This is a genomic window from Phenylobacterium sp. LjRoot225 (assembly GCF_964252855.1).
GTDB lineage: Bacteria > Pseudomonadota > Alphaproteobacteria > Caulobacterales > Caulobacteraceae > Phenylobacterium.
On sequence record NZ_CAXUPL020000009.1, the window covers coordinates 1 to 20,575 of the forward strand.

At 68.2% G+C, this 20,575-nt stretch carries 16 protein-coding genes; 12 read left to right on the forward strand and 4 right to left on the reverse strand.

Annotated features, from left to right (window positions below):
- Positions 1-187: 187 nt before the first annotated feature.
- Positions 188-739: a nuclear transport factor 2 family protein gene (locus ACSQ2B_RS26395; RefSeq protein ID WP_436054398.1), complete on the reverse strand. Its 552-nt coding sequence runs from the start codon at positions 737-739 to the stop codon at positions 188-190.
- Positions 740-982: 243 nt separating this feature from the next.
- Between ACSQ2B_RS26395 and ACSQ2B_RS26400 the strand changes: the two genes are divergently transcribed.
- From ACSQ2B_RS26400 to ACSQ2B_RS26410, 3 genes are all read left to right on the forward strand, one after another.
- Positions 983-1,597, forward strand: coding sequence for a YceI family protein (locus ACSQ2B_RS26400; RefSeq protein ID WP_436054399.1), 615 nt, complete (start codon positions 983-985; stop codon positions 1,595-1,597).
- A 20-nt stretch (positions 1,598-1,617) separates the two neighbouring features.
- Positions 1,618-2,928, forward strand: coding sequence for a YceI family protein (locus ACSQ2B_RS26405; protein ID WP_436054400.1), 1,311 nt, complete (start codon positions 1,618-1,620; stop codon positions 2,926-2,928).
- A gap of 65 nt (positions 2,929-2,993) precedes the next feature.
- Entirely contained in the window at positions 2,994-3,911 is a 918-nt protein-coding gene (locus tag ACSQ2B_RS26410) for a LysR family transcriptional regulator (RefSeq protein WP_436054401.1), read from the forward strand.
- A 214-nt stretch (positions 3,912-4,125) separates the two neighbouring features.
- Here the strand turns inward: ACSQ2B_RS26410 and ACSQ2B_RS26415 are convergent, their stop codons facing one another.
- A complete protein-coding gene (locus ACSQ2B_RS26415) occupies positions 4,126-4,611 on the reverse strand; it encodes an Lrp/AsnC family transcriptional regulator (RefSeq protein WP_436054402.1) in 486 nt (161 codons plus the stop codon).
- Positions 4,612-4,738: 127 nt separating this feature from the next.
- Here ACSQ2B_RS26415 and ACSQ2B_RS26420 point away from each other — a divergent pair, with 127 nt between their 5' ends.
- Both ACSQ2B_RS26420 and ACSQ2B_RS26425 read left to right on the forward strand, forming a co-directional pair.
- The gene (locus tag ACSQ2B_RS26420) at positions 4,739-7,075 is read left to right on the forward strand and encodes a transketolase (RefSeq protein WP_436054403.1); all 2,337 of its coding nucleotides are present in this window, start codon (positions 4,739-4,741) and stop codon (positions 7,073-7,075) included.
- Between the two features lie 393 nt (positions 7,076-7,468).
- On the forward strand, positions 7,469-9,913 hold the full coding sequence (locus ACSQ2B_RS26425) for a TonB-dependent receptor (protein ID WP_436054404.1): 2,445 nt from the start codon (positions 7,469-7,471) through the stop codon (positions 9,911-9,913).
- Positions 9,914-9,974: 61 nt separating this feature from the next.
- Here ACSQ2B_RS26425 and ACSQ2B_RS26430 read toward each other — a convergent pair whose 3' ends face one another.
- Entirely contained in the window at positions 9,975-10,877 is a 903-nt protein-coding gene (locus tag ACSQ2B_RS26430) for a LysR family transcriptional regulator (protein WP_436054405.1), read from the reverse strand.
- A gap of 108 nt (positions 10,878-10,985) precedes the next feature.
- Here ACSQ2B_RS26430 and ACSQ2B_RS26435 point away from each other — a divergent pair, with 108 nt between their 5' ends.
- From ACSQ2B_RS26435 to ACSQ2B_RS26445, 3 genes are all read left to right on the forward strand, one after another.
- Positions 10,986-13,085, forward strand: a complete 2,100-nt coding sequence (locus tag ACSQ2B_RS26435) for a malate synthase G (RefSeq protein ID WP_436054406.1) — start codon at positions 10,986-10,988, stop codon at positions 13,083-13,085.
- Between the two features lie 232 nt (positions 13,086-13,317).
- The gene (locus ACSQ2B_RS26440; RefSeq protein ID WP_436054407.1) at positions 13,318-14,913 is read left to right on the forward strand and encodes an alkaline phosphatase family protein; all 1,596 of its coding nucleotides are present in this window, start codon (positions 13,318-13,320) and stop codon (positions 14,911-14,913) included.
- A 6-nt stretch (positions 14,914-14,919) separates the two neighbouring features.
- The gene (locus ACSQ2B_RS26445; RefSeq protein ID WP_436054408.1) at positions 14,920-16,746 is read left to right on the forward strand and encodes an ABC transporter ATP-binding protein; all 1,827 of its coding nucleotides are present in this window, start codon (positions 14,920-14,922) and stop codon (positions 16,744-16,746) included.
- A 60-nt stretch (positions 16,747-16,806) separates the two neighbouring features.
- Here the strand turns inward: ACSQ2B_RS26445 and ACSQ2B_RS26450 are convergent, their stop codons facing one another.
- Positions 16,807-17,268: an Lrp/AsnC family transcriptional regulator gene (locus tag ACSQ2B_RS26450; RefSeq protein ID WP_436054409.1), complete on the reverse strand. Its 462-nt coding sequence runs from the start codon at positions 17,266-17,268 to the stop codon at positions 16,807-16,809.
- Positions 17,269-17,379: 111 nt separating this feature from the next.
- On the opposite strand from ACSQ2B_RS26450, the gene ACSQ2B_RS26455 reads away from it, so the two are divergent.
- From ACSQ2B_RS26455 to ACSQ2B_RS26470, 4 genes are read left to right on the forward strand one after another with little or no spacing between them, the layout of a single operon-like run.
- Complete coding sequence (locus ACSQ2B_RS26455) at positions 17,380-17,700, forward strand: hypothetical protein (RefSeq protein ID WP_436054410.1); 321 nt, start codon at positions 17,380-17,382, stop codon at positions 17,698-17,700.
- Between the two features lie 26 nt (positions 17,701-17,726).
- On the forward strand, positions 17,727-18,974 hold the full coding sequence (locus ACSQ2B_RS26460; protein ID WP_436054411.1) for a thiamine pyrophosphate-dependent enzyme: 1,248 nt from the start codon (positions 17,727-17,729) through the stop codon (positions 18,972-18,974).
- 1 nt (position 18,975) lies between these two features.
- The gene (locus ACSQ2B_RS26465; RefSeq protein ID WP_436054412.1) at positions 18,976-19,989 is read left to right on the forward strand and encodes an alpha-ketoacid dehydrogenase subunit beta; all 1,014 of its coding nucleotides are present in this window, start codon (positions 18,976-18,978) and stop codon (positions 19,987-19,989) included.
- Positions 19,990-19,993: 4 nt separating this feature from the next.
- Positions 19,994-20,440, forward strand: coding sequence for a biotin/lipoyl-containing protein (locus ACSQ2B_RS26470; protein ID WP_436054413.1), 447 nt, complete (start codon positions 19,994-19,996; stop codon positions 20,438-20,440).
- Positions 20,441-20,575: the final 135 nt, after the last annotated feature.

Here is a 20,575-nt window from a genome sequence, read left to right on the forward strand (position 1 = left end):
GTCGCGAACCGACATTGTTGACCTCGCCGCCTTCGGACATTCGCGCCAACATCCGCTTCGCGGGCCGTCTCTAACTTCCGCTCGCGCCCCTGCGATCGGTCTGGATCTCGCGAAGTCGGTGTTTCAGGTGCACGGGTAGATGCGGCCGGCAAGGCGATGAGGGGATCAGCGGGGGCTGAGGCCTGGCCTATCTGACCGCCGCCGCCGGTGGGGTCGGGCGTGTCATCCTCGCGAAGGCCACCATCCGGGAGATCTTTCCGCTCGGGGCCAGGGTGAAGTGGTCGACAGAGGCCAGCACCCAGCGCAGCCGACCGTTCACCGGCTTGCGGTTGGCCAGCTCGACCATGCAGTCGGCGTCGTCCCCGACGTAAGCGACGGCGACGACTTCGGGCCGCATGTTGCGGATCGGCCCCTCGAAGAAGCCGCGGATCTCGCTGCGGCCACGATGGATGGGGCCGCCGGGGTCCGCCATGATCGCCTCCGCCTCGAACAGCTCGGGGATATCCGCATAGCGTCCCGCATTCACCAGGGCGACATAGGCCTTGGCCGCCTGGCAAGCGCGGCCCGCGGGCGCCTCGGCGCTGACGGGCTGGCCCAGATAGACGTCTATTCCGGAGATTCCGGAATCGAGCGCGCCGCCGGCGACGACCACCTGCGCGAAGGCGGGGTCAACCACCAGCGTCGCCACGGCGACCACCGCAGCCGCCTTGGAGGCGTTTTTGAGCCAGCCTGCGGCCATGGCGTCTCCTCCGGGGCTCTGGGGTCCTTCCGGCGCAGGTTAGAAGGCCGCGGCGGTCGTGGCTACGGCGCGCGAGGTCCCCCGCTAGTTCGCGACCCCTCCTCGCTTTCCATCAAAAATATCGAACATCTCCTTCGAACTATTGCGGCTATCTGGATGGGGCGAGATCGCCGACATGCTGGCTGACGACACGACCAAGCCGCTCCGGCGGCGTTCCCGACAACTGCTGAAGGTCATCCTCCCTTGCGCCATATCGCTTCGATCGCCGCTTGCAGCTTGGCCGCCGTACTGGCTCTGGCGCCGGTCGCCCACTCCCAGAGTCCTGCGCCTCAGTCGCCGGTGCGCGCGGGGACCTATGTGATCGATCCGGCGCACTCGAAGATCACCTGGTCGGTGAGCCACTTCGGCTTCTCGACCTATGTCGGCCAGTTCACCGGCGTCGCCGCGACCTTGAAGCTCGACCCCAAGGCGCTGGACGCCACCGACCTGCAGGTCACTGTGGACACCGCTTCGGTGGGCACGCTGAATCCGGCCCTCGACACCCACCTGAAATCGCCCGACTTCCTGGACGCCGCCAAATTCCCGCAGGCGACGTTCAAGGCCACTTCGGTCAAGCCGACGGGCGAAAAGTCGGCCGACATCACCGGCGATCTCACCCTGCACGGCGTCACCAAGCCGGTCGTGATCCATGCGACCTTCAACCAGGCCGGCGTCAACTTCATCGACCACAAGTATTCGCTGGGCTTCGCCGGCACGACGGTCCTGAAGCGTTCGGAATTCGGCATCAAGACCTATTCGCCGGCGATCGGCGAGGACGTCACCCTGCAGATCGAAGCGGAATTCAAGGCGGCGAGCTGAGGCCCGCGGGCGACCGGCGAATGCAGGGTCCGGCGAACGTCGAGAGCACGCGCTACTCGACGACGGCCATCGTGCTGCACTGGCTGATCGCCGCCGGCATCGTCCTGCAGGTGGCGCTGGCCAGCCGGATGGAAGGGCCGCCAACCCCGGCGGTCTTTGCGGTCGCCCAGCTCCACAAGTCGATCGGCATAACCCTCCTCCTGCTCAGCCTGGCGCGGCTGGCCTGGCGGCTGATCCACCCGCCCGCGCGGCTGCCCAGCGCCATGCCGCGGTGGGAGCGCGAACTCGCCCGCCTGGTCCACGTCGGCTTCTACCTGGTGATGATCGGCCTGCCGCTGACCGGCTGGATCATGGTCTCGGCCAGCCGGTTCAACCTACCCACCCTGCTCTACGGCGTCGTTCCCTGGCCGGACCTTCCGGGGCTTTCCACCCTGGCGCCCGCGGCCAAGACCGCGTGGCGTGAGTTCGGCGAGGTGGGGCACGGCCTGCTGGTCAAGGCGACCTATGGGCTTCTGGCGCTGCATGTGGCCGGCGCGCTGAAGCACCAGCTGTTCAGCCGGGACGAACCGGTCCTGGCCCGGATCGCGCCCGGCGCGCGGCCTGGCCGATGGCTGGAGCCGCGGCTATTGCTCATCCTCGTCGGCTTCGTGACCGTCATAGGCTTTGGGCGGCTGGTCCGCCCGCCCCTGCCAGCCGCCGCCGGGCCGGCGGCGGCGGCTGTGATCCAACAAAATCCCGTCGCCCCGCCGGAGCCTGCCGAGGCGGCGCAGCCGGCCCCCCCGGCGCAAGCCGCCGCCGACAACGCTCCGCCGCAGGCCGCGAAGCCGCCCGCCGAACCGGGCCGCTGGGCTGTGCAGCCCGGCTCGACCGTCGCCTTCGCCGTGCCCTGGAGCGATCAGACGGTCCAGGGCCGCTTCGACCGCTGGCGCGGCGACATCCTGTTCAGCCCCGAGGCCCTGGACCGCTCGCGGGTGAACATCACAATGGACCTGGCCTCGGTGAACACCGGCGACGCCCAGCGCGACGCCACGCTGGCCTCCGCCGACTGGTTCGACGAGGCGGCACATCCACCGGCGACCTTCACCGCCAGCCGCTTCGAAAAGACCGGACCGGACCGTTTCGTCGCCCACGGCGTCCTCGAGCTGCGTGGCGTGAAGAAGCCGGTCGACCTGCCCTTCCGCCTCAAGATCGCCGGCGACACCGCGCGGGTGACCGGCTCGGCCGTTCTCGACCGGACCGCCTTCGGCGTGGGCCAAGGCGAGTGGGCCGCCACCGACCAGATCGCCGGACAAGTCCGGGTCAGCGTGGACCTGACCGCGAGACGCAAGTGAGACCGCGCGCCCCGCACCGCGAAGATCGCCGTCGGACCTGAACACCTTCAGGTAAGTTGATCGATATGGATTCGTTGACCCTTGATCAGCTGCTGGTGTTCGTCACGGCCGTCGACGAGGGCAGTTTCTCGGGCGCGTCGCGCGCGCTCAACCGCGGCCAGACCGCGATCACCTACACCATGCAGAAGCTCGAGGATCAGATCGGGACGCCGCTGTTCGATCGCAGCGCCTATCGCCCGACCCTGACCCCGACGGGCAAGGCCTTGCTGCCGCGCGCGCGGCGCGTCCTAGCGGACGTCAACCAGCTTCGCGGCCAGGCCAGAGGCATGGTCCGGGGTTTGGAGGCCGAGGTGCGCTTTGGTCTTTCGGACATGGTTCCCATCGCCCAGCTGACGCCGACCCTCGCCGCGTTTCGCGCAGAGTTTCCGACTGTGGCGCTGCGGATCGTGAGAGGCTCGTTCGGCTTGGCGGAATCCCTGGTCGAGGGCGATCTCGACCTTGCCGTCCTCGTTGGTCTCGACCTGCCGAATGCGCTCGACAGAAATCGTCTTTCGACGACGGACCTGATCGCGGTCGCAGCGCCGAGCCATCCGCTGGCCGGGCGCGAGGGCCCGATTACGACCGACATGCTGCGGGAAGAACTGCAGATCGTACTGACCGACTCGCGTGAGGCGCCCGGCGGCCGGGACCGGGGCGTTGCGGCCCTCGACAGCTGGCGGGTCACCGACTTGACCACCAAGCACGGGTTGCTTTGCGCAGGCCTGGGCTGGGGCAGCATGCCCGAACCGCTCGTCGCGGCGGACATCGCAGCGGGCCGTCTGGTTGTCCTGCCCGTCGAGCGCTGGGACGGCAGCGATCATCTGCCCCGCCTGGACGTCGTCGTCGCCCAGTGCCGTGAGCGCGCTCCGGGCCCCGCAGGCGCGGCCCTGCTCGCCGCCCTCATCCGCGATGCGGGCGAGGGGCCTGGAGGCGTTTCTCGCTGAGCCCGGCGGCCGTGCTCGGGCGTTCTGCGCTTATGACGCGCCGAATACTCGACAGGGAGCGGCTGAAGCGGAAGACCGAGGACTCCAAGCGCGCCCTGGAGCATGCGCGCCCGTCGGTGCGGAGCCCGCGCGACGCCCCGCCTTGGCCCAAGCCCAACAGACCGACCGCATCCGATGACAAGACGCCGCCCAAGCCGCGCGCCAATGCCTAGGCTCAGTCCCGGCCGGCGCGCCTCACCGGCAGCGCCGTCTTGTAGACCACGGGGCGCAGGGCGAAGCTGGTGGTGACCTGGCCGACACCTTCGATCCGCGTGAGCTTGCGCCGCAGGAAGTCCTCGAATTCGCCCAGGGAGCTCACCAGGACGCGCAGCTGGTAGTCGGCCTCCCCCGTCATCAGGTAGCACTCCATGACCTCGGGAAACTCGGCCACCGCGGCCTCGAACAGGGCCAGATGCCGGTCGTCCTGCTGGTCCAGGCGGATACGGACAAAGGCCGTCACGCCTAAGCCCACCGCTTCCGGATCGACCAGGGCCACATAGCGCTGGATCACCCCGTCGCCCTCGAGCTGGCGAAGGCGCCGAAGGCAGGGGCTGGGCGAGAGCCCGATCTCCTCGGAGAGCTGCTGGTTGGACATCCGTCCGTCCGCCTGGAGCTGCTCGAGGATTTTGCGGTCCAGCTCGTCCAGGCGGGAAACTGGCATATGTCGGAATTTCCAAGACGTCTATTGGTAGATTCTACCAATTCTTGGCCATGGATTGGCTGTCTTTGCAAGGACCTGCGGGGCCCGCCGGCGTTAGGCTGGCGTCGCAGCTGACAAAGGACGCGCCATGGTCGCCACCCTCTCGATGGATCGGCAGGATGTCGTCAAAGCCCTCGACATGCTCGAGACGCGGCTGCGCTGGCTGTCGTCCTGGACGGTCCACAACGCCAACCATATCCGCCCGAAACGCGACGGCCTGAAGGTCGGCGGGCACCAGGCGAGCTGCGCCTCGATGACCGCGATTATGGCGGCGCTCTACTTCCATGCGCTGCGGCCGCAGGACAAGGTGGCGGTGAAGCCGCACGCCGGGCCGGTGCTGCACGCCATCCACTACCTGCTGGGCGACCAGTCGCTGGACCAGCTGCAGCGGTTTCGTGGCCTGGGCGGGGCGCAGAGCTATCCCTCGCGCACCAAGGACAAGATCCCGGTCGACTTCTCGACGGGTTCGGTGGGCCTGGGCGTCGCCGTCACCGCCTTCACCAGCCTGGTGCAGGACTACCTGATCGCCCACGGCGAGATGCAGGAGGCCGACGCCGGCCGGATGATCGCCCTGATGGGCGACGCCGAACTCGACGAAGGCAACATCTACGAATGCCTGATCGAGGGCTACAAGCACGACATCCGCAATTGCTGGTGGGTGGTGGACTACAATCGCCAGTCGCTCGACAGCACCACCTCGGACCGGATGTTCCGCCGGTTCGACGACATCTTCCAGACCTGCGGCTGGCGGGTCCTGACGCTGAAGTACGGCAAGCTGCAGCAGGCGGCGTTCAAACGCCCCGGCGGCAAGACCCTGGAAGAGTGGATCGACAACTGCCCCAACGCCGAGTTCGCCGCCCTCACCTTCCAGGGCGGCGCGGCCTGGCGCAGGCGGCTGGAGGCCGAAATCGGCGCCAAGCCCAATGTGAAGGCCCTGCTCGACTGCTTCGATGACGACGCCCTGGCGGCCCTGATGACCAATCTCGGCGGCCACTGCGTCGAGACCCTGATGGAGGCGTACGACGCGGCCTCTGACGACAAGCCGACCCTGTTCATCGCCTACACCGTCAAGGGCTTCGGACTGCCGCTGGCGGGCCACAAGGACAACCACTCCGGGATGATGAACCCCGACCAGATGGCGCAGTTTCGCACCAGCCTGGGGATCGCCGAGGGCCAGGAATGGGAGCCCTGGGGCGGCCTCGGCGCCAATGCGGCGGCGCGGCTGAAGGCCTTTGTCGCCGAGAGCCCGTTGGCCCGGAGAAAGCCCGAGTCGAAGGCGGACGCCGTTCCCGTTCCGCCGAGACTGCCCGTCCCCGCGGGCGCCGAGCAATCCACCCAGACCGCCTTCGGCCGCATCCTGCTGGACCTCGCCAAGTCCGGCGAGCTGCTCGGCGACCGGATCGTCACCACGGCGCCCGACGTCACCCAGACCACCAACCTCGGCGCCTTCGTCAATCAGCGCGGGCTCTTTCGTCGCCAGGAACTGGCGGATGTGTTCCAGAGGGCCAAGATCCCCTCGGCTCAGAAGTGGTCGGCGCACACGGCGGGCCAGCACATCGAGCTCGGCATCGCCGAGAACAACTTCTTCCTGCTGCTGGCCTCGCTGGGCCTGGCCGCCCCGCACTTCGGCACGCGGCTACTGCCGGTGGGCACCGTCTACGACCCGTTCATTTCCCGCGGCCTCGATGCGCTCAACTATGGCTGCTACCAGGACTCACGCTTCCTCCTGGTCGGCACCCCGTCGGGCCTGACCCTGGCCGCAGAGGGCGGCGCGCACCAGTCGGTGAACACGCCGCTGATCGGCATGGGCCAGCCCGGCCTGGTCTATTTCGAGCCGGCCTGGGCCGACGAGGTGGCGCTGATGATGCGCTGGGCCTTCGACCACATGCAGCAGCCCGACGGCAGTTCGACCTACCTGCGGCTCAGCACCCGCTCGATCCGGCAGGTTGAACGCGAGGACGAAAGCTGGGAGGCCGACGCGCTCAAGGGCGGCTACTGGCTGCGCAAACCGGGGGACGGCGCGCGGGCCGCCATCGCCTTCACCGGCGCCGTCGCGCCGGAGGCGCTGCAGGCCTGGGCGCAACTGGCCGAGGACATCCCGGGCCTTGGCCTGCTCAACGTGACCTCGCCCGACCTGCTCCACCGCGGCTGGTCGGCGCGCCGGGCCGCCCGCTGGACCGGGAACCGGCCCACGCCGTCCCATGCGGAGACCCTGCTGTCGGCGCTGGCGCCGGGGGCGGGCCTGGTCACCGTGCTCGACGGGGCTCCCGGCGCCCTGTCCTGGCTGGGCGGCGTCACCGGTCTGCGCGTCAGCCCGCTCGGCACCGACCGATTCGGCCAGACCGGCGACCTGCCGGACCTTTATCGGACCTACCGGCTCGACGCCGAGGCCATCATCGACGCGGCCGCAGAGCTGTTTGTCTGATCGGCGCTCCCAGGAAACGCAAGCGACCTCCCGCCCCGCCTGAAACGCGCCTCTGAACGCCATCTGGCGCGGACCCGCAGGGCCGTATCGGAACCTCGGCCTTGGGGTGCGAGAGCCGGGGCGGCCGCCCATCGCGCCCCCCTTGGAGAGGTGCGGCCGACGACCGGCGAATATCAAGGCTATTTGACGAGAGTCAATTGCCGTGCAGAGATACGGTTTCGACACAGAAACGAGCCGCATTTCGCCATGCGGCCAACAAAAACTTTATAGGGGGAAACAATGCATCCTGCATGCAAAGGGCTTCTTTTCGCCACCACGGCTCTCGGTCTCGGCGTCGCCGCGCCTGAGATTGCACAGGCTCAGGCCAGCGCACCGGCCGCCGAATCGGCGATTATGCAAGACGTCATCGTCACGGCCCGCCGGGTCGAGGAGCGTCTTCAGGACGTGCCGATCTCGATCACGGTGTTCAATCAGGAAAAGTTGACGAACAACAACGTGACGTCGGCTAAGGACCTGACGCTCTACACGCCGAGCCTGCAGACCAACAACCGCTACGGTGCCGACAACACCACCTTCACCATCCGCGGCTTCACCCAAGAGCAGCGCACCTTCTCCACCGTCGGCACCTTCTTCGCCGACGTGGTCATGCCGCGCGGTTCCGGCGCGACCCAGGGCGGCGACGGCGCCGGCCCCGGCGCGATGTTCGACCTGCAGAACGTGCAGATTCTGAAGGGTCCGCAGGGCACCCTGTTCGGCCGCAATGTGACGGGCGGCGCGGTGCTGCTGGTGCCCCAGAAGCCCACGGACAGGGTCGAAGGCTATGCCGAGGGCAGCATCGGCGATTACGACATGCGGCGCGTGCAAGCCGTGGTCAACGCGCCTGTGTCCGAGAACGTGCGCGTGCGCCTCGGCATGGACCACATGCAGCGCGACGGCTACCTGAAGAACATCGGTCGGTTCGGCGACGGGCGCGGGGGCCGCAATGACGACATGGGCAGCGTCAACTACTGGGCCTGGCGCTTCAGCGTCGTGGCGGACCTGACGCCGAACCTCGAGAATTACACCGTCGCCTCGTATTCGCAGTCGAAGAGCAATCCGGTCATCCCGAAGGTGACCAAGTGCTATCCGGGGGTGACCCAGGCTCTCGGCCCACTCGGCGCGATACAGCTAGGCAACTTGTCGTGCGATCAGATGGCGCGCGAGGCGCAGCACGGGTTCTGGACGGTCTCGAACCGCAATCCGGACGCCGTGTCGTCAAACAAGACGTGGCAGATCATCAACACCACGACCTGGCGTGCGAGCGACAGCCTCACCGTCAAGAATATCCTCTCTTACGGCGAGATCCTGGGCACCACCAACATCGACCTCTTCGGCAACTACATGATCACCGGCGCGATCGCCGGCCAGGAGACCTCGCCGAATCAGGTGACCGGCTTCGCCTTCACCAGCGCCGAACCCGCCAAGGGCCACAGCAACGCCCAGTCCTCCCTGATCGAGGAGCTCCAGTTCCAGGGCGATCCGGGCGACGGAAGGTTTATCTGGCAGGCCGGCCTCTATATGGAAATCAACCAGCCGCTCGGTTATTCGGGCGTGCAGACCGCCACCTTCACCCCTTGCGAGAACATCGCGGTTTTCAACTGCCTCGGACCGGCGCCGAACCAATCGGCGTCGACCGGCTCGTTCTCCGTCTCGAAGACGACCTTCCGCGACTACGCCGCCTACGGACAGGCGAGCTATGAACTGACGGAGCAACTCAAGCTCACCGGCGGGCTGCGCTACACCAAGGACATGGTCCGGACGGTGCTGCATAACGAGACCATTGGGTTCACGCGCTTCGCGGCGCCGAACGACGTGGGCACGGCGCGGTTCCGCTGCGCCAACCTCACCGCGCCAGGCTTTGTCAGCGACACCAGGGTCTTTCCCTTCACCGCTGACCAGCGCTACTCGGTCTGCCGGCAGGACCTCGCGAAGGACACCAAGGCGTGGACCTGGCTGCTCGGCCTCGACTACAAGCCGATCGACAACGTGCTCACCTACGCCAAGTGGTCACGCGGCTATCGTCAAGGCGGGCTGGCGATCTTCGGGCCGGACCCGATCCAGCCCTTCGACGCCGAAAAGGTCGACACCTATGAAATCGGCGGCAAGACCAGCTGGCGCGGCGCTATGCCCGGCTACTTCAATATTGCGGGCTTCTACAACGACTTCCGCAATCAGCAACTGCAGTTCGGCGTGGCCTGCGTCTCGAGCCTGCCCGGCTTCACGATCACCTGCCCGGGCAACGCCGCGATCATCAACGCCGGCAAGTCGCGCCTCTATGGCGTCGAGGCCGAAGTCGGCGTGTCTCCGTTCGAAGGTCTGCGGCTCGACGCTTCCTACGGCTATCTGAAGAGCAAGCTGCTGAAGATCGAGATCCCGGCCGCGGGCAGCCTGCCGCCCTACAACTCCTTCACGCCGCCGGTCGAAGGCGACGTGATCGCCAACTCGGGCCCGAAGCACAAGCTCGTCCTCTCGGCGACCTACACCCTGCCGCTGCCAGAATCGGTGGGCAAGGTCTCGGTCGGCGGCACCTACGTCTATCAGGACAAGTATCGGGCGGTCGTCGACGGCGTGCCGGGGTCGGGCAACGGGATCCTGCCGAGCGCCCAGATCGTCAACCTCAACGCGACCTGGGCGGACATCGGCTCGCATCCGGTCGACGCATCGGTCTTCGTCACCAACCTGACCAACGAGCACATCTACAACCACGCCAACGACAACCAGCTGCGCGGCTTCGTCTCCTACTTCATCGGCGAACCGCGGATGTACGGCGTCCGCGTGCGCTACAAGTTCGGCGGATAATCTAGAGCCTCACCGGCGGCGGTTCAGCTCCTGCGGGCTGATCCGCCGCCGGCCTCCCGGCTCAGCCTTCCCAGGGCGGCGTGGGGCCAAGCGTCGTGCGGAGATGGGCGACGAAGGCCTCCACGGCCGGCGGGGTGAAGGGCGAGCGCGGGCGCACGGCGTAGATCCCCACGTCGAGCGAGCCCTCGACCCCAGGCAGGATGCGGACAAGCCGTCCCGCCGCGAGCTCCTGGCTCACGTCCCAGAGCGACCTGAGCGCGATCCCGACCCCGGCCACCGCCAGCTCCCGCACCACCTCGCTCGAGTTGGTGCGCACGACGCTCTCGCCGTTTACGACCACCTCCTGGCCATTCCTGGAAAGACGCCAGGGCAGTTGCCCGCCCGCGGCCAGCAGGCTGTGGCCGCGCAATTCGCCGATGGTCGCCGGCGCCCCATGCTCTTGGATGTAGCTTGGCGCTGCGCACAGAACCCGGCGGCTGGTCGCCAGGCGCTCCGCGTCCACGCCCGGCGGCAGTGCGGCGGTGATCCGCACCGCCAGGTCGATGCGATCGGTAAGCAGGTCGACGTAGGCGTCGGACAGCTCCAGCGCCACGGAGACCTTTGGATGACGGTCGAGAAACGGCTTGAGGCCCGGGGCGACGTGCAGCCGGCCGAAGGACGTCGGCGCGCTGATCTTCAGCGGCCCCGCCGGGAGCCGCGCGGCGCCAGTCAGCCGGGCCTCGGCCTGTTCGATGGCCGCCAGGATGGCGCGCACCTCGCGATAGAAGTCTTCGCCCTGGACAGTCAGCTCCAGCCGCCGCGTGGTCCTGCGCACCAGGGTCACCCCCAGCCGGGCTTCCAGGCGTGACAGGCGCCGCGAGACCATGGGCGAGGACAGGCCGATCCGACGCGCGGCGGCCGCGATGCTGCCGGCGGCGACGACATGGGCGAACAGGGCGAGGTCGGGGTCGATGGACTCTTGCATCTGAAGCACGACTGCTTTGCGTTTCGTTCCTCTACCGCCCAGAAAGCCTCGGCGTTAGAGGAATCCTCGACACCGGCCTGCCCTTCGAAGCCGCTTGAGGACGCCACCATGACCCAGATGATCGACAAGGCCGGGCTGAAGGTCGCCGAGCCGCTCGTCCGCTTCCTCGAGGATCAGGCGCTGCCGGGCACGGGGATCGCCGCCGACGCCTTCTGGTCGGGCCTGGCGGACGTCTATGCGCGCTTCGCGCCCGAGAACGCGGCCCTGCTGGCCAGGCGAGACGAGATCCAGGCCAGGATCGACGCCTGGCACCAGGCGCGCCCCGGTCAGGCGATCGAGCCTGTGGCCTATCAGGGCTTCCTGCGGGAGATCGGCTACCTGGTCCCCGAGCCGGCGCCCTTCCAGGTCTCGACGACCAAGGTCGATGACGAGGTGGCGACGATGGCCGGGCCCCAGCTCGTGGTGCCGATGCTGAACGCCCGCTTCGTGCTGAACGCCGCCAATGCGCGCTGGGGCAGCCTCTACGACGCCCTCTATGGGACCGACGCCATTCCTGGCGCCGCCGACGGCGGCTATGACGCCAACCGCGGCGCCCAGGTGATCGCCTGGGCCAAGGCCTTCCTCGACGAGGCCGTTCCGCTGGCCCAAGGCGCCTGGGCCGACTTCCAGGGCGGCGAGCCGGCGCTGAAGGACCCGGCGCAGCTGGTCGGCCGCCGCGGCGACACCCTGCTCTTCCGCAACAACGGCCTGCACATCGAGCTGGTCATCGACCGCGCGCATCCGATCGGCCGCGACGATCCGGCCGGCATCGCCGATGTCGTCCTGGAGTCAGCTCTGACCACCATCGTCGACCTGGAGGACTCGATCGCCGCGGTCGACGCCGAGGACAAGGTCGCGGCCTACGCCAACTGGCTGGGCCTGATGAGGGGCGACCTCGAGGCTAGCTTCGAGAAGGGCGGACGGGTCATGACCCGCGCGCTCGAGCCGGACCGCAGCTATTCCGCGCCGGATGGGAAGGAATTTGGACTGCCCGGCCGGTCCCTGCTGTTCGTGCGCAACGTCGGTCACCTGATGACGACGCCGGCGGTCCGGCTGGCGAACGGCGCCGAGGCGCCGGAAGGCATCCTCGACGGCGTGGTCACCAGCCTGATCGCCCTGCATGACCTGAAGGGGCTCGGCCGCTTCCGCAACAGCCGCGCGGGCTCGGTCTATATCGTCAAGCCGAAGATGCACGGCCCGGAGGAGGCGGCCTTCTCCAACCGCCTGTTCGACGCCGTCGAGGACCTGCTGGGCCTGGAGCGCCACACCCTGAAGATCGGCGTCATGGACGAGGAGCGCCGCACTTCCGCCAATCTCGCCGCCTGCATCGAGGCGGTGAAGGGGCGGATCGTCTTCATCAACACCGGCTTCCTCGACCGCACGGGCGACGAGATGCACACCTCGATGCAGGCCGGCCCGATGATCCGCAAAGGCGAGATGAAGAACGCCGACTGGATCAAGGCCTATGAGGACCGCAACGTCCAGATCGGCCTGGCCTGCGGCCTCTCGGGCAAGGCGCAGATCGGCAAGGGCATGTGGGCCGCGCCCGACAAGATGGCCGACATGCTCGACCAGAAGATCGGCCACCCGCGCGCCGGCGCCTCGACGGCCTGGACCCCCAGCCCGACGGCCGCGACCCTGCACGCCACCCACTATCACCGCATCGACGTCTTCGCCCGTCAGGCCGAGCGCCGCGCCGAGCCGGTCGCCTCGATCGAAAGGCTGCTGGGCGTCCCGTTGGCGCTCGGCCGGGTCTTCGCCGCCGAAGAGATCCGCGAAGAGCTGGACAACAACGCCCAGGGCGTCCTGGGCTACGTGGTGCGCTGGATCGACCAGGGCGTCGGCTGTTCGAAGGTGCCCGACATCTTCGACGTCGGCCTGATGGAGGATCGCGCCACCCTGCGGATCTCGTCCCAGCACATGGCCAACTGGCTGCTGCACGGGGTCGTCTCCCGCCAGGACATCGACGCCGCCCTGGGGCGGATGGCCGCCAAGGTCGACGCCCAGAACGCCGCCGACCCGGCCTACCGGCCGATGGTCACCCGGGCGAACGAGAACCTCGCCTTCCAGGCCGCCCGCGCCCTGGTGTTCGAGGGCGTCGAACAGCCCAACGGCTACACCGAGCCCCTGCTGCACGGGTACCGGGCGCGGGCGAAGGCTGCGGGTTAAGCCGCCCCCCTCACCAGCCCGGCAGCCTCGGAGCGGACGCTCCAAAAGTCCACCAAGGTGGTTTCTGACACTGAGCGAGTAAGCCCGCGCGGAAATGCATCCTCGCCACGTCCCATCAACTGGGTCTTCATGTCCATCATCTAAGGTGTTGGAAAATGGGGGCCTGCCTTTGTCGCTTTCAAAGGCGGGGACAACGGGGGAAACAGTCATGGAATGCCGTCGGAAAGTTGTGATGATCGGGCTGGACGCTTGCGATCCTGCCCTGGCGCAACAGTTCGCCAAGGACGGCGTCATGCCGAACCTGGCGAAGCTGCTCGAAACCGGTTCTCGCGCGCCGGTGGACAATCCTTTCGGCCTGTTCGTCGGCGCGCTTTGGGTGAGCTTCGGAACAGCGCTGCGGCCAGACCGCCACGCCTTCCACTGCTGGAGCCAGATCGACCCCGCCACCTACGAATACCGCCTCAATACACCGAGCATCGCTCACATCCCGCAATTCTGGTCGCAGATCAGCGACGGCGGAAAGCGCGTTGCGGTCATCGACGTCCCGCACATGATCGCCAACAAGTCGCTGAACGGCTTCCAGATCCTGGAATGGGGCTGCCACGACAAGCACCACGGGTTCCACTCGTCCCCGGCGGAGCTGGCGAAGCTCGTGGAAGCGGATTTCGGACTGCATCCGGCGCTGAAGGGCGAGGAGGTCTACGGAGCCGCCGACACGGCGCCCGACGACTGGGTGCATCGCGCCGGCTGGCTGCGGACGCGGGATGAAGACTGCGCGCTGCTGCGCGACATGCTGGCGGGCGCCGAGCAGAAGCAGAAGATGACCACGACCCTGATGCGGGACGGGGACTGGGACTTCTTTTGCTCCGTCTTCGGGGAAAGCCACGCGATCGGCCACCAGCAATGGCATCTGCACGACCCGCGGCATCCCCGCCACGATGCCGAGACAGTAACGGCGATGGGCGGCGACCCGCTGGTGCAGGTCTACGGCGCCCTGGATCGTGCGCTCGGCGAAATCGAGCGCGAGATGCCGAAAGACGCCCTGCTGCTGGTCCATCTGAGCCACGGCATGGGACCGCATTTCGACGGGGACCACCTGCTGGAGGAGATCCTCGTCCGGCTCGACCGCCACGGGCGGGCGGGCCAGTCGGCTCAGGCCGACGAGGCCGCCGCGCCGCCGGCCGCGTCGGCGCTGCGCACGATCGCGCGGGCTGTGCGCGTGCCGAAGTCGGTTCGCCTGTGGGTCGGCAGGACGTTCTTTTCGCGCCCTTCGGAGGCGGACAATCGCTCGCGGCAGAGGTTCTTCAAGGAGCCCAACAATACCGTCCATGGGGGCGTGCGCCTCAATCTGATGGGCCGGGAACCGAGGGGATGCGTCCGCCCCGAGGAGGTCGACGCCCTGATCGCGGAGATCACCGAGGGGCTGCTCGAACTGGTCAATGTCGACACCGGAAAGCCGGTGATCCGCGGCGTCGAACGCTGCGAGCGGTGGCACAAGCGGTCGCCGACGGACACCATGCCCGACCTGTTTCTCGATTGGGAACGCAGCGCCTTGGTCGAAACCGTGACCTCGCCGAGGATCGGCACGCTCCACGGGCGCTACAACCATTGGCGGACGGGCGATCACCGTCCCGCGGGCCTGCTGCTGGCGAAGGGCGAGGGTTTTGCGCCCGGGGTTCGAATGCCCGGTCTGGCGGTGGAAGACATCGGCCCCAGCATAGCGGCGAGACTGGGGGTCGAGCTCCGCGACGTCGACGGACGCGCGGCCGACTGGCTTGTCCGTCCCGGCCTGATACAAGACCGCGGCGCCGTCCCGTCGATCCAGTAGCGAGCCATGAGAACCCGACACGCTCGAACGCCGGCCGACCAGGGCGCTGACAAGTCCTATCTCGACGGCTTTCGCGCCTTGCTGAACTACCTGTCGCCGCGCAGGCGGCGGCAGGGCGCCCTGGTTCTGCTCTGCATGCTGGTCGTGGCGACGGCGGAGTTCCTCACCCTAGGTTCGATCCTGCCGTTCCTGGCGGTCGTCGCCGATCCGCGCGCGCCGGATCGCTACCCGGCGCTCGCGGCTCTCCTTGCGCTCCTGCACGCGCAACAGCCGCGTGCGGCCGTCACCGCCCTGGCCGCCCTGTTCGGCGCCATGGCGATCACGACCGCGGCAATCCGGATCTTGATGACCTGGGTCAGCCAGAAGTTCGTCTTCCGCCTGGGCCATGACATCGGCGTGATGCTGTACAAGCGGGTGCTCTACCAGCCGTACAGCTATCACATCTCGAACAGCTCCAGCGAGATCCTCTCGAGCGTCAACAAGGTCCAGCAGGTCGTCGGCTCCGTCATGCTGCCGGTGATGCAGGGGCTGACGTCCGTGACGATCACCCTCTTCATCCTGGTGGGCCTGAGCCTGGTCAACGTGCAGGTGGCGTTCGGCTGCGCCGCCGCCTTCGGCCTGATCTACTTCGCGGTGTCCAAGACCAGCCGGGCGCAGCTGCGGCTCAACAGCAAGATCATCGCCCACAACAATACGCTGCGGCTCAAGACCGTTCAGGAGGGCCTGGGCGGCATCCGCGACGTGATCATCGACCAGGCGCAGCCGGTCTATGTGCGCAAGTTCGCCGAGGTCGACACCAAGGTCCGCGACGCCCAGGCCGTGAACGCGATGATCAGCGTCACCCCCCGTTTCGTCCTCGAAGGCCTGGGCATGGCGGCGATCGCCTTGCTGGCGCTGCTGCTGAGCCAGCAGGAGGGCGGGCTGAACGCGGCCCTGCCGACCTTGGGCGCGCTGGCGATCGGCTCCCAGCGGCTGCTGCCGCTGCTGCAGCAGATCTACAACAGCTGGACGCAGGTCACCGGCAATCAGGCGGCCCTGTTCGACGTGCTCGGCGTGCTCGAGCGGCCGATGCCGGTCACCGCGCCGCCGGGCGCTCAGGCCCCCACCCTTCCCTTCACGCGCGCCATCAGCTTGCAGGAGGTCACCTTCCGCTATTCGCAAGACGGGCCCGAGGTGCTGCGCAACATCGACCTCAAGATTGCGAAGGGCAGCCGCGTCGGCTTCATCGGACGGACCGGCAGCGGCAAGAGCACGATCATCGACCTGATCATGGGCCTGCTAGCACCGACGTCGGGCGCGATCCTGGTCGATGACGCCGCCCTCGACGCGCATAACATCACCGGATGGCAGCGCCAGATCTCCCACGTGCCGCAGGCCATCTACCTGTCTGACGCGACGATTATCGAGAATATCGCCTTCGGCGTGGATCGCCGCGAGATCGACGTCGCCCGCGTACATGAAGCGGCGCGCAAGGCGGATATCGAAGACTTCATCCTGTCTCGAAAGGCGGGCTACGAGACGCTCGTCGGCGAACGCGGCATTCAGCTGTCAGGCGGCCAACGCCAGCGCATCGGTCTGGCCCGGGCGCTCTACCGGCAATCCAACGTCCTGATCTTCGACGAAGCCACCAACGCGCTGGATGACGAAACGGAGGAATCCGTGATGCAGGCCATCGACCGGCTCGGCGGCGACATCACCGTCCTGATCATCGCGCACCGGCTCACCACGCTGAAGAATTGCGACCTCATCTGTCGTGTCGACCAGGGCCGGATCGTCGCGCGAGGCAGCTACCAGCAGATCGTCCTGGCCGCCGACAAGATCGCGTCGGCCTAGGCGCGTTAGCGCCAGGCCGGACCGCGAAGCGGACTTGGGATTCTTCAGATCGGGGCCTCTTCAGATCGGCAGGGCCGTTCCTTCCTTGATCTCGGAGAGCGCCACCGAAGAGGTTACGTCCTGGATCTCCTCGAGCGCGGACAGGCGCTCAAAGAAGAACCGCTCGTAGGCGGGGATGTCCTTGGTCACGATCTTCAGCAGGAAGTCGAAGGCGCCCATCAGCACGTGGCACTCGACCACCTCCGGCAGGCCGCGGATGCTCTCGGAAAAACCGGCGAGGTTCGCCCGCCCGACCGAGGTGAGCTTGACCAGGGCGAAGACCGTCAAGCCGAAGCCCAGCTTCTCCCGATCCAGCAGGGCGATCTCGCGGCGAATGACGCCGGTTTCGCGCAGGCGCTGGATGCGGCGCCAGCAGGCGGGCTGGGACAGGCCGACGAGCTCCGCGACCTCGGCCGTCGAGCGCCGGCTGTCGGATTGGAGGGCCCGCAGGACCCTCAGATCGGCATCATCGAGTTCATTCATATCACGACCATATCGCGAATAGAATTGCCGTAGAATGTTTCATCCATGTCGAGATAGAGAAGAATTTGCGCAACTCCTCACATAGACTCTCCACACGAAACGGAGTGGTCCATGAACGCCGCGAGACGATCCGTCCCTGACGCCGCCCGGCCGCTTCGGGCCGCCGCGACGTTTGATCTGGCCGTCTGTGTCGGCGACGGCGTTCGCGGGCTGAGCCGCGTCGTCAACGTGCTCGCCCTTCTCGAGATCACCCCGCTCGAACTCTCCGCCGCCGCCGGCCCTGACGTCCTCGAGGTGAGGGCCAGCCTCATGGCGGACGGCCGCTCGGCTCGGCTCGGGCTGGAACGGCTGCGGGCCCTGCCCTGCGTGCGCAACGCACAGCTTTCCCCGCGGACGGGCGAGGCTACAGCCTCGCTCGCGCGTTTCTGCTGATGACTGTGGAATCCGGAGCCGCGCCTATGACCGAACCCGTCCTTCGCAACCGACGGGCCCTGTCCCTGCACATCCCGCAGCCGGCGCGCCGTCCGGGCGAGCATGCGGACTTCAGCGGGGTCCGCTTCCCCGCACCGGGCGAGACGCGCCGGCCGGAGCTGGAGACCTCGGCCGCGGAGATGCGCGACCTGGCCTTCTCCCTGATCCGGGTGCTGGACGCCGAGGGCGAACCGATCGGGCCCTGGACCCCGACCCTGTCTGGCGAACAGCTGATCTCGGGCCTGCGCGCCATGCTGCTGACCCGCGCCTACGACGAGCGGATGTTCCGCGCCCAGCGGCAGGGGAAGACCTCCTTCTACATGAAGTGCACCGGCGAGGAGGCGATCGCCTGCGCCCAGGCCATGGCGCTGGAGCGGGACGACATGTGCTTCCCGACCTATCGCCAGCAGGGCCTGTTGATCTCGCGCGACTACCCGATGGTCGACATGATGTGCCAAGTCTACTCGAACGTCCGCGACCCGCTGAAAGGCCGGCAGATGCCGGTCATGTATTCCGGCCGGGAGGCGGGCGTCTTCTCGATCTCCGGCAACCTCGGCACCCAGTTCAGCCAGGCGGTCGGCTGGGCGATGGCCTCCGCCTACAGCGGCGACGACCGGATCGCGGCGGCCTGGATCGGCGAAGGTTCGACCGCCGAGGGCGACTTCCACTACGCGCTCACCCTGGCGTCGGTCTATCGGGCGCCGGTCGTGCTCAACGTCGTCAACAACCAGTGGGCCATCTCCACCTTCCAGGGGATCGCCAACGGCGCCGAGGCGACCTTCGCCGCGCGCGGCATCGGCTACGGCGTGCCGACGCTCAGGGTCGACGGCAACGACTTCCTGGCGATCTACGCGGTGACCCGCTGGGCGGCGGAGCGGGCCCGCTCCGACCTCGGCCCGACGCTGATCGAGCTGGTCACCTACCGGGCCGAAGGCCACTCCACGAGCGACGATCCCTCCAAGTACCGTCCGGCGGACGAGGCGAAAACCTGGCCGCTCGGCGACCCCATCGCGCGCCTGGAACAGCACCTGATCCGGCGCGGCGCCCTGCAGGAAGCCGACCTGAAGGCCTTGCACGCCGAGGCCGCGGCCAAGGTGCGCGAGGCCGGCAAGGAGGCCGAGGCTGCCGGCGTCCTGGGGACGGGCCAGCGGCTCAGCGCCTCCACCATGTTCGACGACGTCTACAAGGAACAGCCCTGGCATCTTCGCCGGCAGCGGCAGGAGGCGGGCGTCTGACATGGCTTCCATGACCATGATCCAGGCGCTGAATTCGGCGCTCGACGTGATGCTTGGCCGGGACCCGAACGTGCTGATCTTCGGCGAGGACGTCGGCTATTTCGGCGGGGTCTTCCGGGTGACGGAGGGTCTGCAAGCCAAGCACGGCCTCAGGCGCTGCTTCGACACCCCGATCACCGAAGGCGGCATCCTGGCCGCCGCGGTCGGCATGGGCGCCTACGGCCTGCGTCCGGTCGCCGAGATCCAGTTCGCCGACTACATCTATCCCGCCATCGACCAGCTGATCTCGGAAGCCGCGCGGCTGCGCTATCGCTCGGCCGGGGAGTTCACCGCGCCGCTCACGGTGCGCACCCCCTATGGCGGCGGCATCTACGGCGGCCAGACCCACAGCCAGAGCCCCGAGGGCCTCTTCACCCACGTCGCCGGCCTGAAGGTCGTCGTCCCGTCCACGCCCTACGACGCGAAAGGCCTGCTGATCGCCGCGATCGAGGACGACGACCCGGTGCTCTTCCTGGAGCCGAAGCGGCTCTACAACGGCCCCTTCGACGGCCATCACGACCGGCCGGTGAAGCCCTGGTCGCAGCATCCGGCGAGCGAGACGCCGGACGGCTACTACCGCATCCCGCTCAGCGAAGCCGCGATCATCCGGCCGGGCTCCCAGGCGACGGTGCTCGCCTACGGCACCATGACCCACGTGGCCCTGGCGGCGGTCGAGGAATGCGGCGTGGACGCCGAGGTCATCGACCTGCGCACGCTTTGGCCCGTCGACATCGACGCCATCGTCGCCTCGGTGCAGAAGACCGGCCGCTGCGTGATCGTGCACGAGGCGACGCGCACCAGCGGCTTCGGCGCCGAGCTCTCCGCCCTCGTGCAGGAGCACTGCTTCTACCACCTCGAGGCGCCGATCGCGCGGGTCACCGGCTGGGACACCCCCTACCCGCACGTCTTCGAGTGGGAATATTTCCCTGGGCCCAAGCGCGTCGCCGCCGCCCTCCGCCAAGTGATGGAGTCCTGATCCGATGGCGGAATTTGTCTTCAAGACGCCGGACGTCGGCGAGGGCGTGGCCGAGGTCGAGGTCGTCGCCTGGCACGTCAGTCCCGGCGACACGGTCGCCGAGGATCAACCCCTCGTCGATCTGATGACCGACAAGGCGACGGTGGAAATCTCCAGCCCGGTCGCCGGCCGGCTGGCCTCGATCGTCGGCGAGCCGGGCGAAAAGGTGGCCGTCGGGTCCGTGCTCGCTGTCCTGGAGGTCGGGGCGGACGCCGCCGCGGAAGCGCCTGCCCGCGCCGCGTCGCCGGCCCCAGCGCCGCCTACCCCAGCTCCGGCGGCCGCGCGCTGGGGAGCCCGCGCCCGCCGTCACCGCAGCTGCGGTCCCCGCACCGGCCGCGCCTGCCCCGCCGGCGGACCGCACAAGCCGCGGCGCCCCCCTGGCCTCGCCCGCCGTCCGTCATCGGGCGCTTGAGCTCGGCGTCCTGCTGCAGTTCGTCCCCGGGACCGGGCCGGCGGGACGCGTCACACGTGAGGACCTCGATCGCTACGTCGCCGCCGGGGGCGCGCAGGCCCTCGCCGGTCCATCGGCCGCGCCCCTCGTCCGCAC

Bases quoted from the DNA above. Each gene is read 5' to 3' on its own strand.
- ACSQ2B_RS26460 (WP_436054411.1), top strand. From the start codon at position 17,727: ATGACCGAACCCGTCCTTCGCAACCGACGGGCCCTGTCCCTGCACATC.
- ACSQ2B_RS26465 (WP_436054412.1), top strand. From the start codon at position 18,976: ATGGCTTCCATGACCATGATCCAGGCGCTGAATTCGGCGCTCGACGTG.
- ACSQ2B_RS26440 (WP_436054407.1), top strand. From the start codon at position 13,318: ATGATCGGGCTGGACGCTTGCGATCCTGCCCTGGCGCAACAGTTCGCC.
- ACSQ2B_RS26450 (WP_436054409.1), bottom strand. From the start codon at position 17,268: ATGAATGAACTCGATGATGCCGATCTGAGGGTCCTGCGGGCCCTCCAA.
- ACSQ2B_RS26410 (WP_436054401.1), top strand. From the start codon at position 2,994: ATGGATTCGTTGACCCTTGATCAGCTGCTGGTGTTCGTCACGGCCGTC.
- ACSQ2B_RS26425 (WP_436054404.1), top strand. From the start codon at position 7,469: ATGCAAGACGTCATCGTCACGGCCCGCCGGGTCGAGGAGCGTCTTCAG.
- ACSQ2B_RS26420 (WP_436054403.1), top strand. From the start codon at position 4,739: ATGGTCGCCACCCTCTCGATGGATCGGCAGGATGTCGTCAAAGCCCTC.
- ACSQ2B_RS26415 (WP_436054402.1), bottom strand. From the start codon at position 4,611: ATGCCAGTTTCCCGCCTGGACGAGCTGGACCGCAAAATCCTCGAGCAG.
- ACSQ2B_RS26430 (WP_436054405.1), bottom strand. From the start codon at position 10,877: ATGCAAGAGTCCATCGACCCCGACCTCGCCCTGTTCGCCCATGTCGTC.
- ACSQ2B_RS26395 (WP_436054398.1), bottom strand. From the start codon at position 739: ATGGCCGCAGGCTGGCTCAAAAACGCCTCCAAGGCGGCTGCGGTGGTC.
- ACSQ2B_RS26455 (WP_436054410.1), top strand. From the start codon at position 17,380: ATGAACGCCGCGAGACGATCCGTCCCTGACGCCGCCCGGCCGCTTCGG.
- ACSQ2B_RS26470 (WP_436054413.1), top strand. From the start codon at position 19,994: ATGGCGGAATTTGTCTTCAAGACGCCGGACGTCGGCGAGGGCGTGGCC.
- ACSQ2B_RS26405 (WP_436054400.1), top strand. From the start codon at position 1,618: ATGCAGGGTCCGGCGAACGTCGAGAGCACGCGCTACTCGACGACGGCC.
- ACSQ2B_RS26445 (WP_436054408.1), top strand. From the start codon at position 14,920: ATGAGAACCCGACACGCTCGAACGCCGGCCGACCAGGGCGCTGACAAG.
- ACSQ2B_RS26435 (WP_436054406.1), top strand. From the start codon at position 10,986: ATGACCCAGATGATCGACAAGGCCGGGCTGAAGGTCGCCGAGCCGCTC.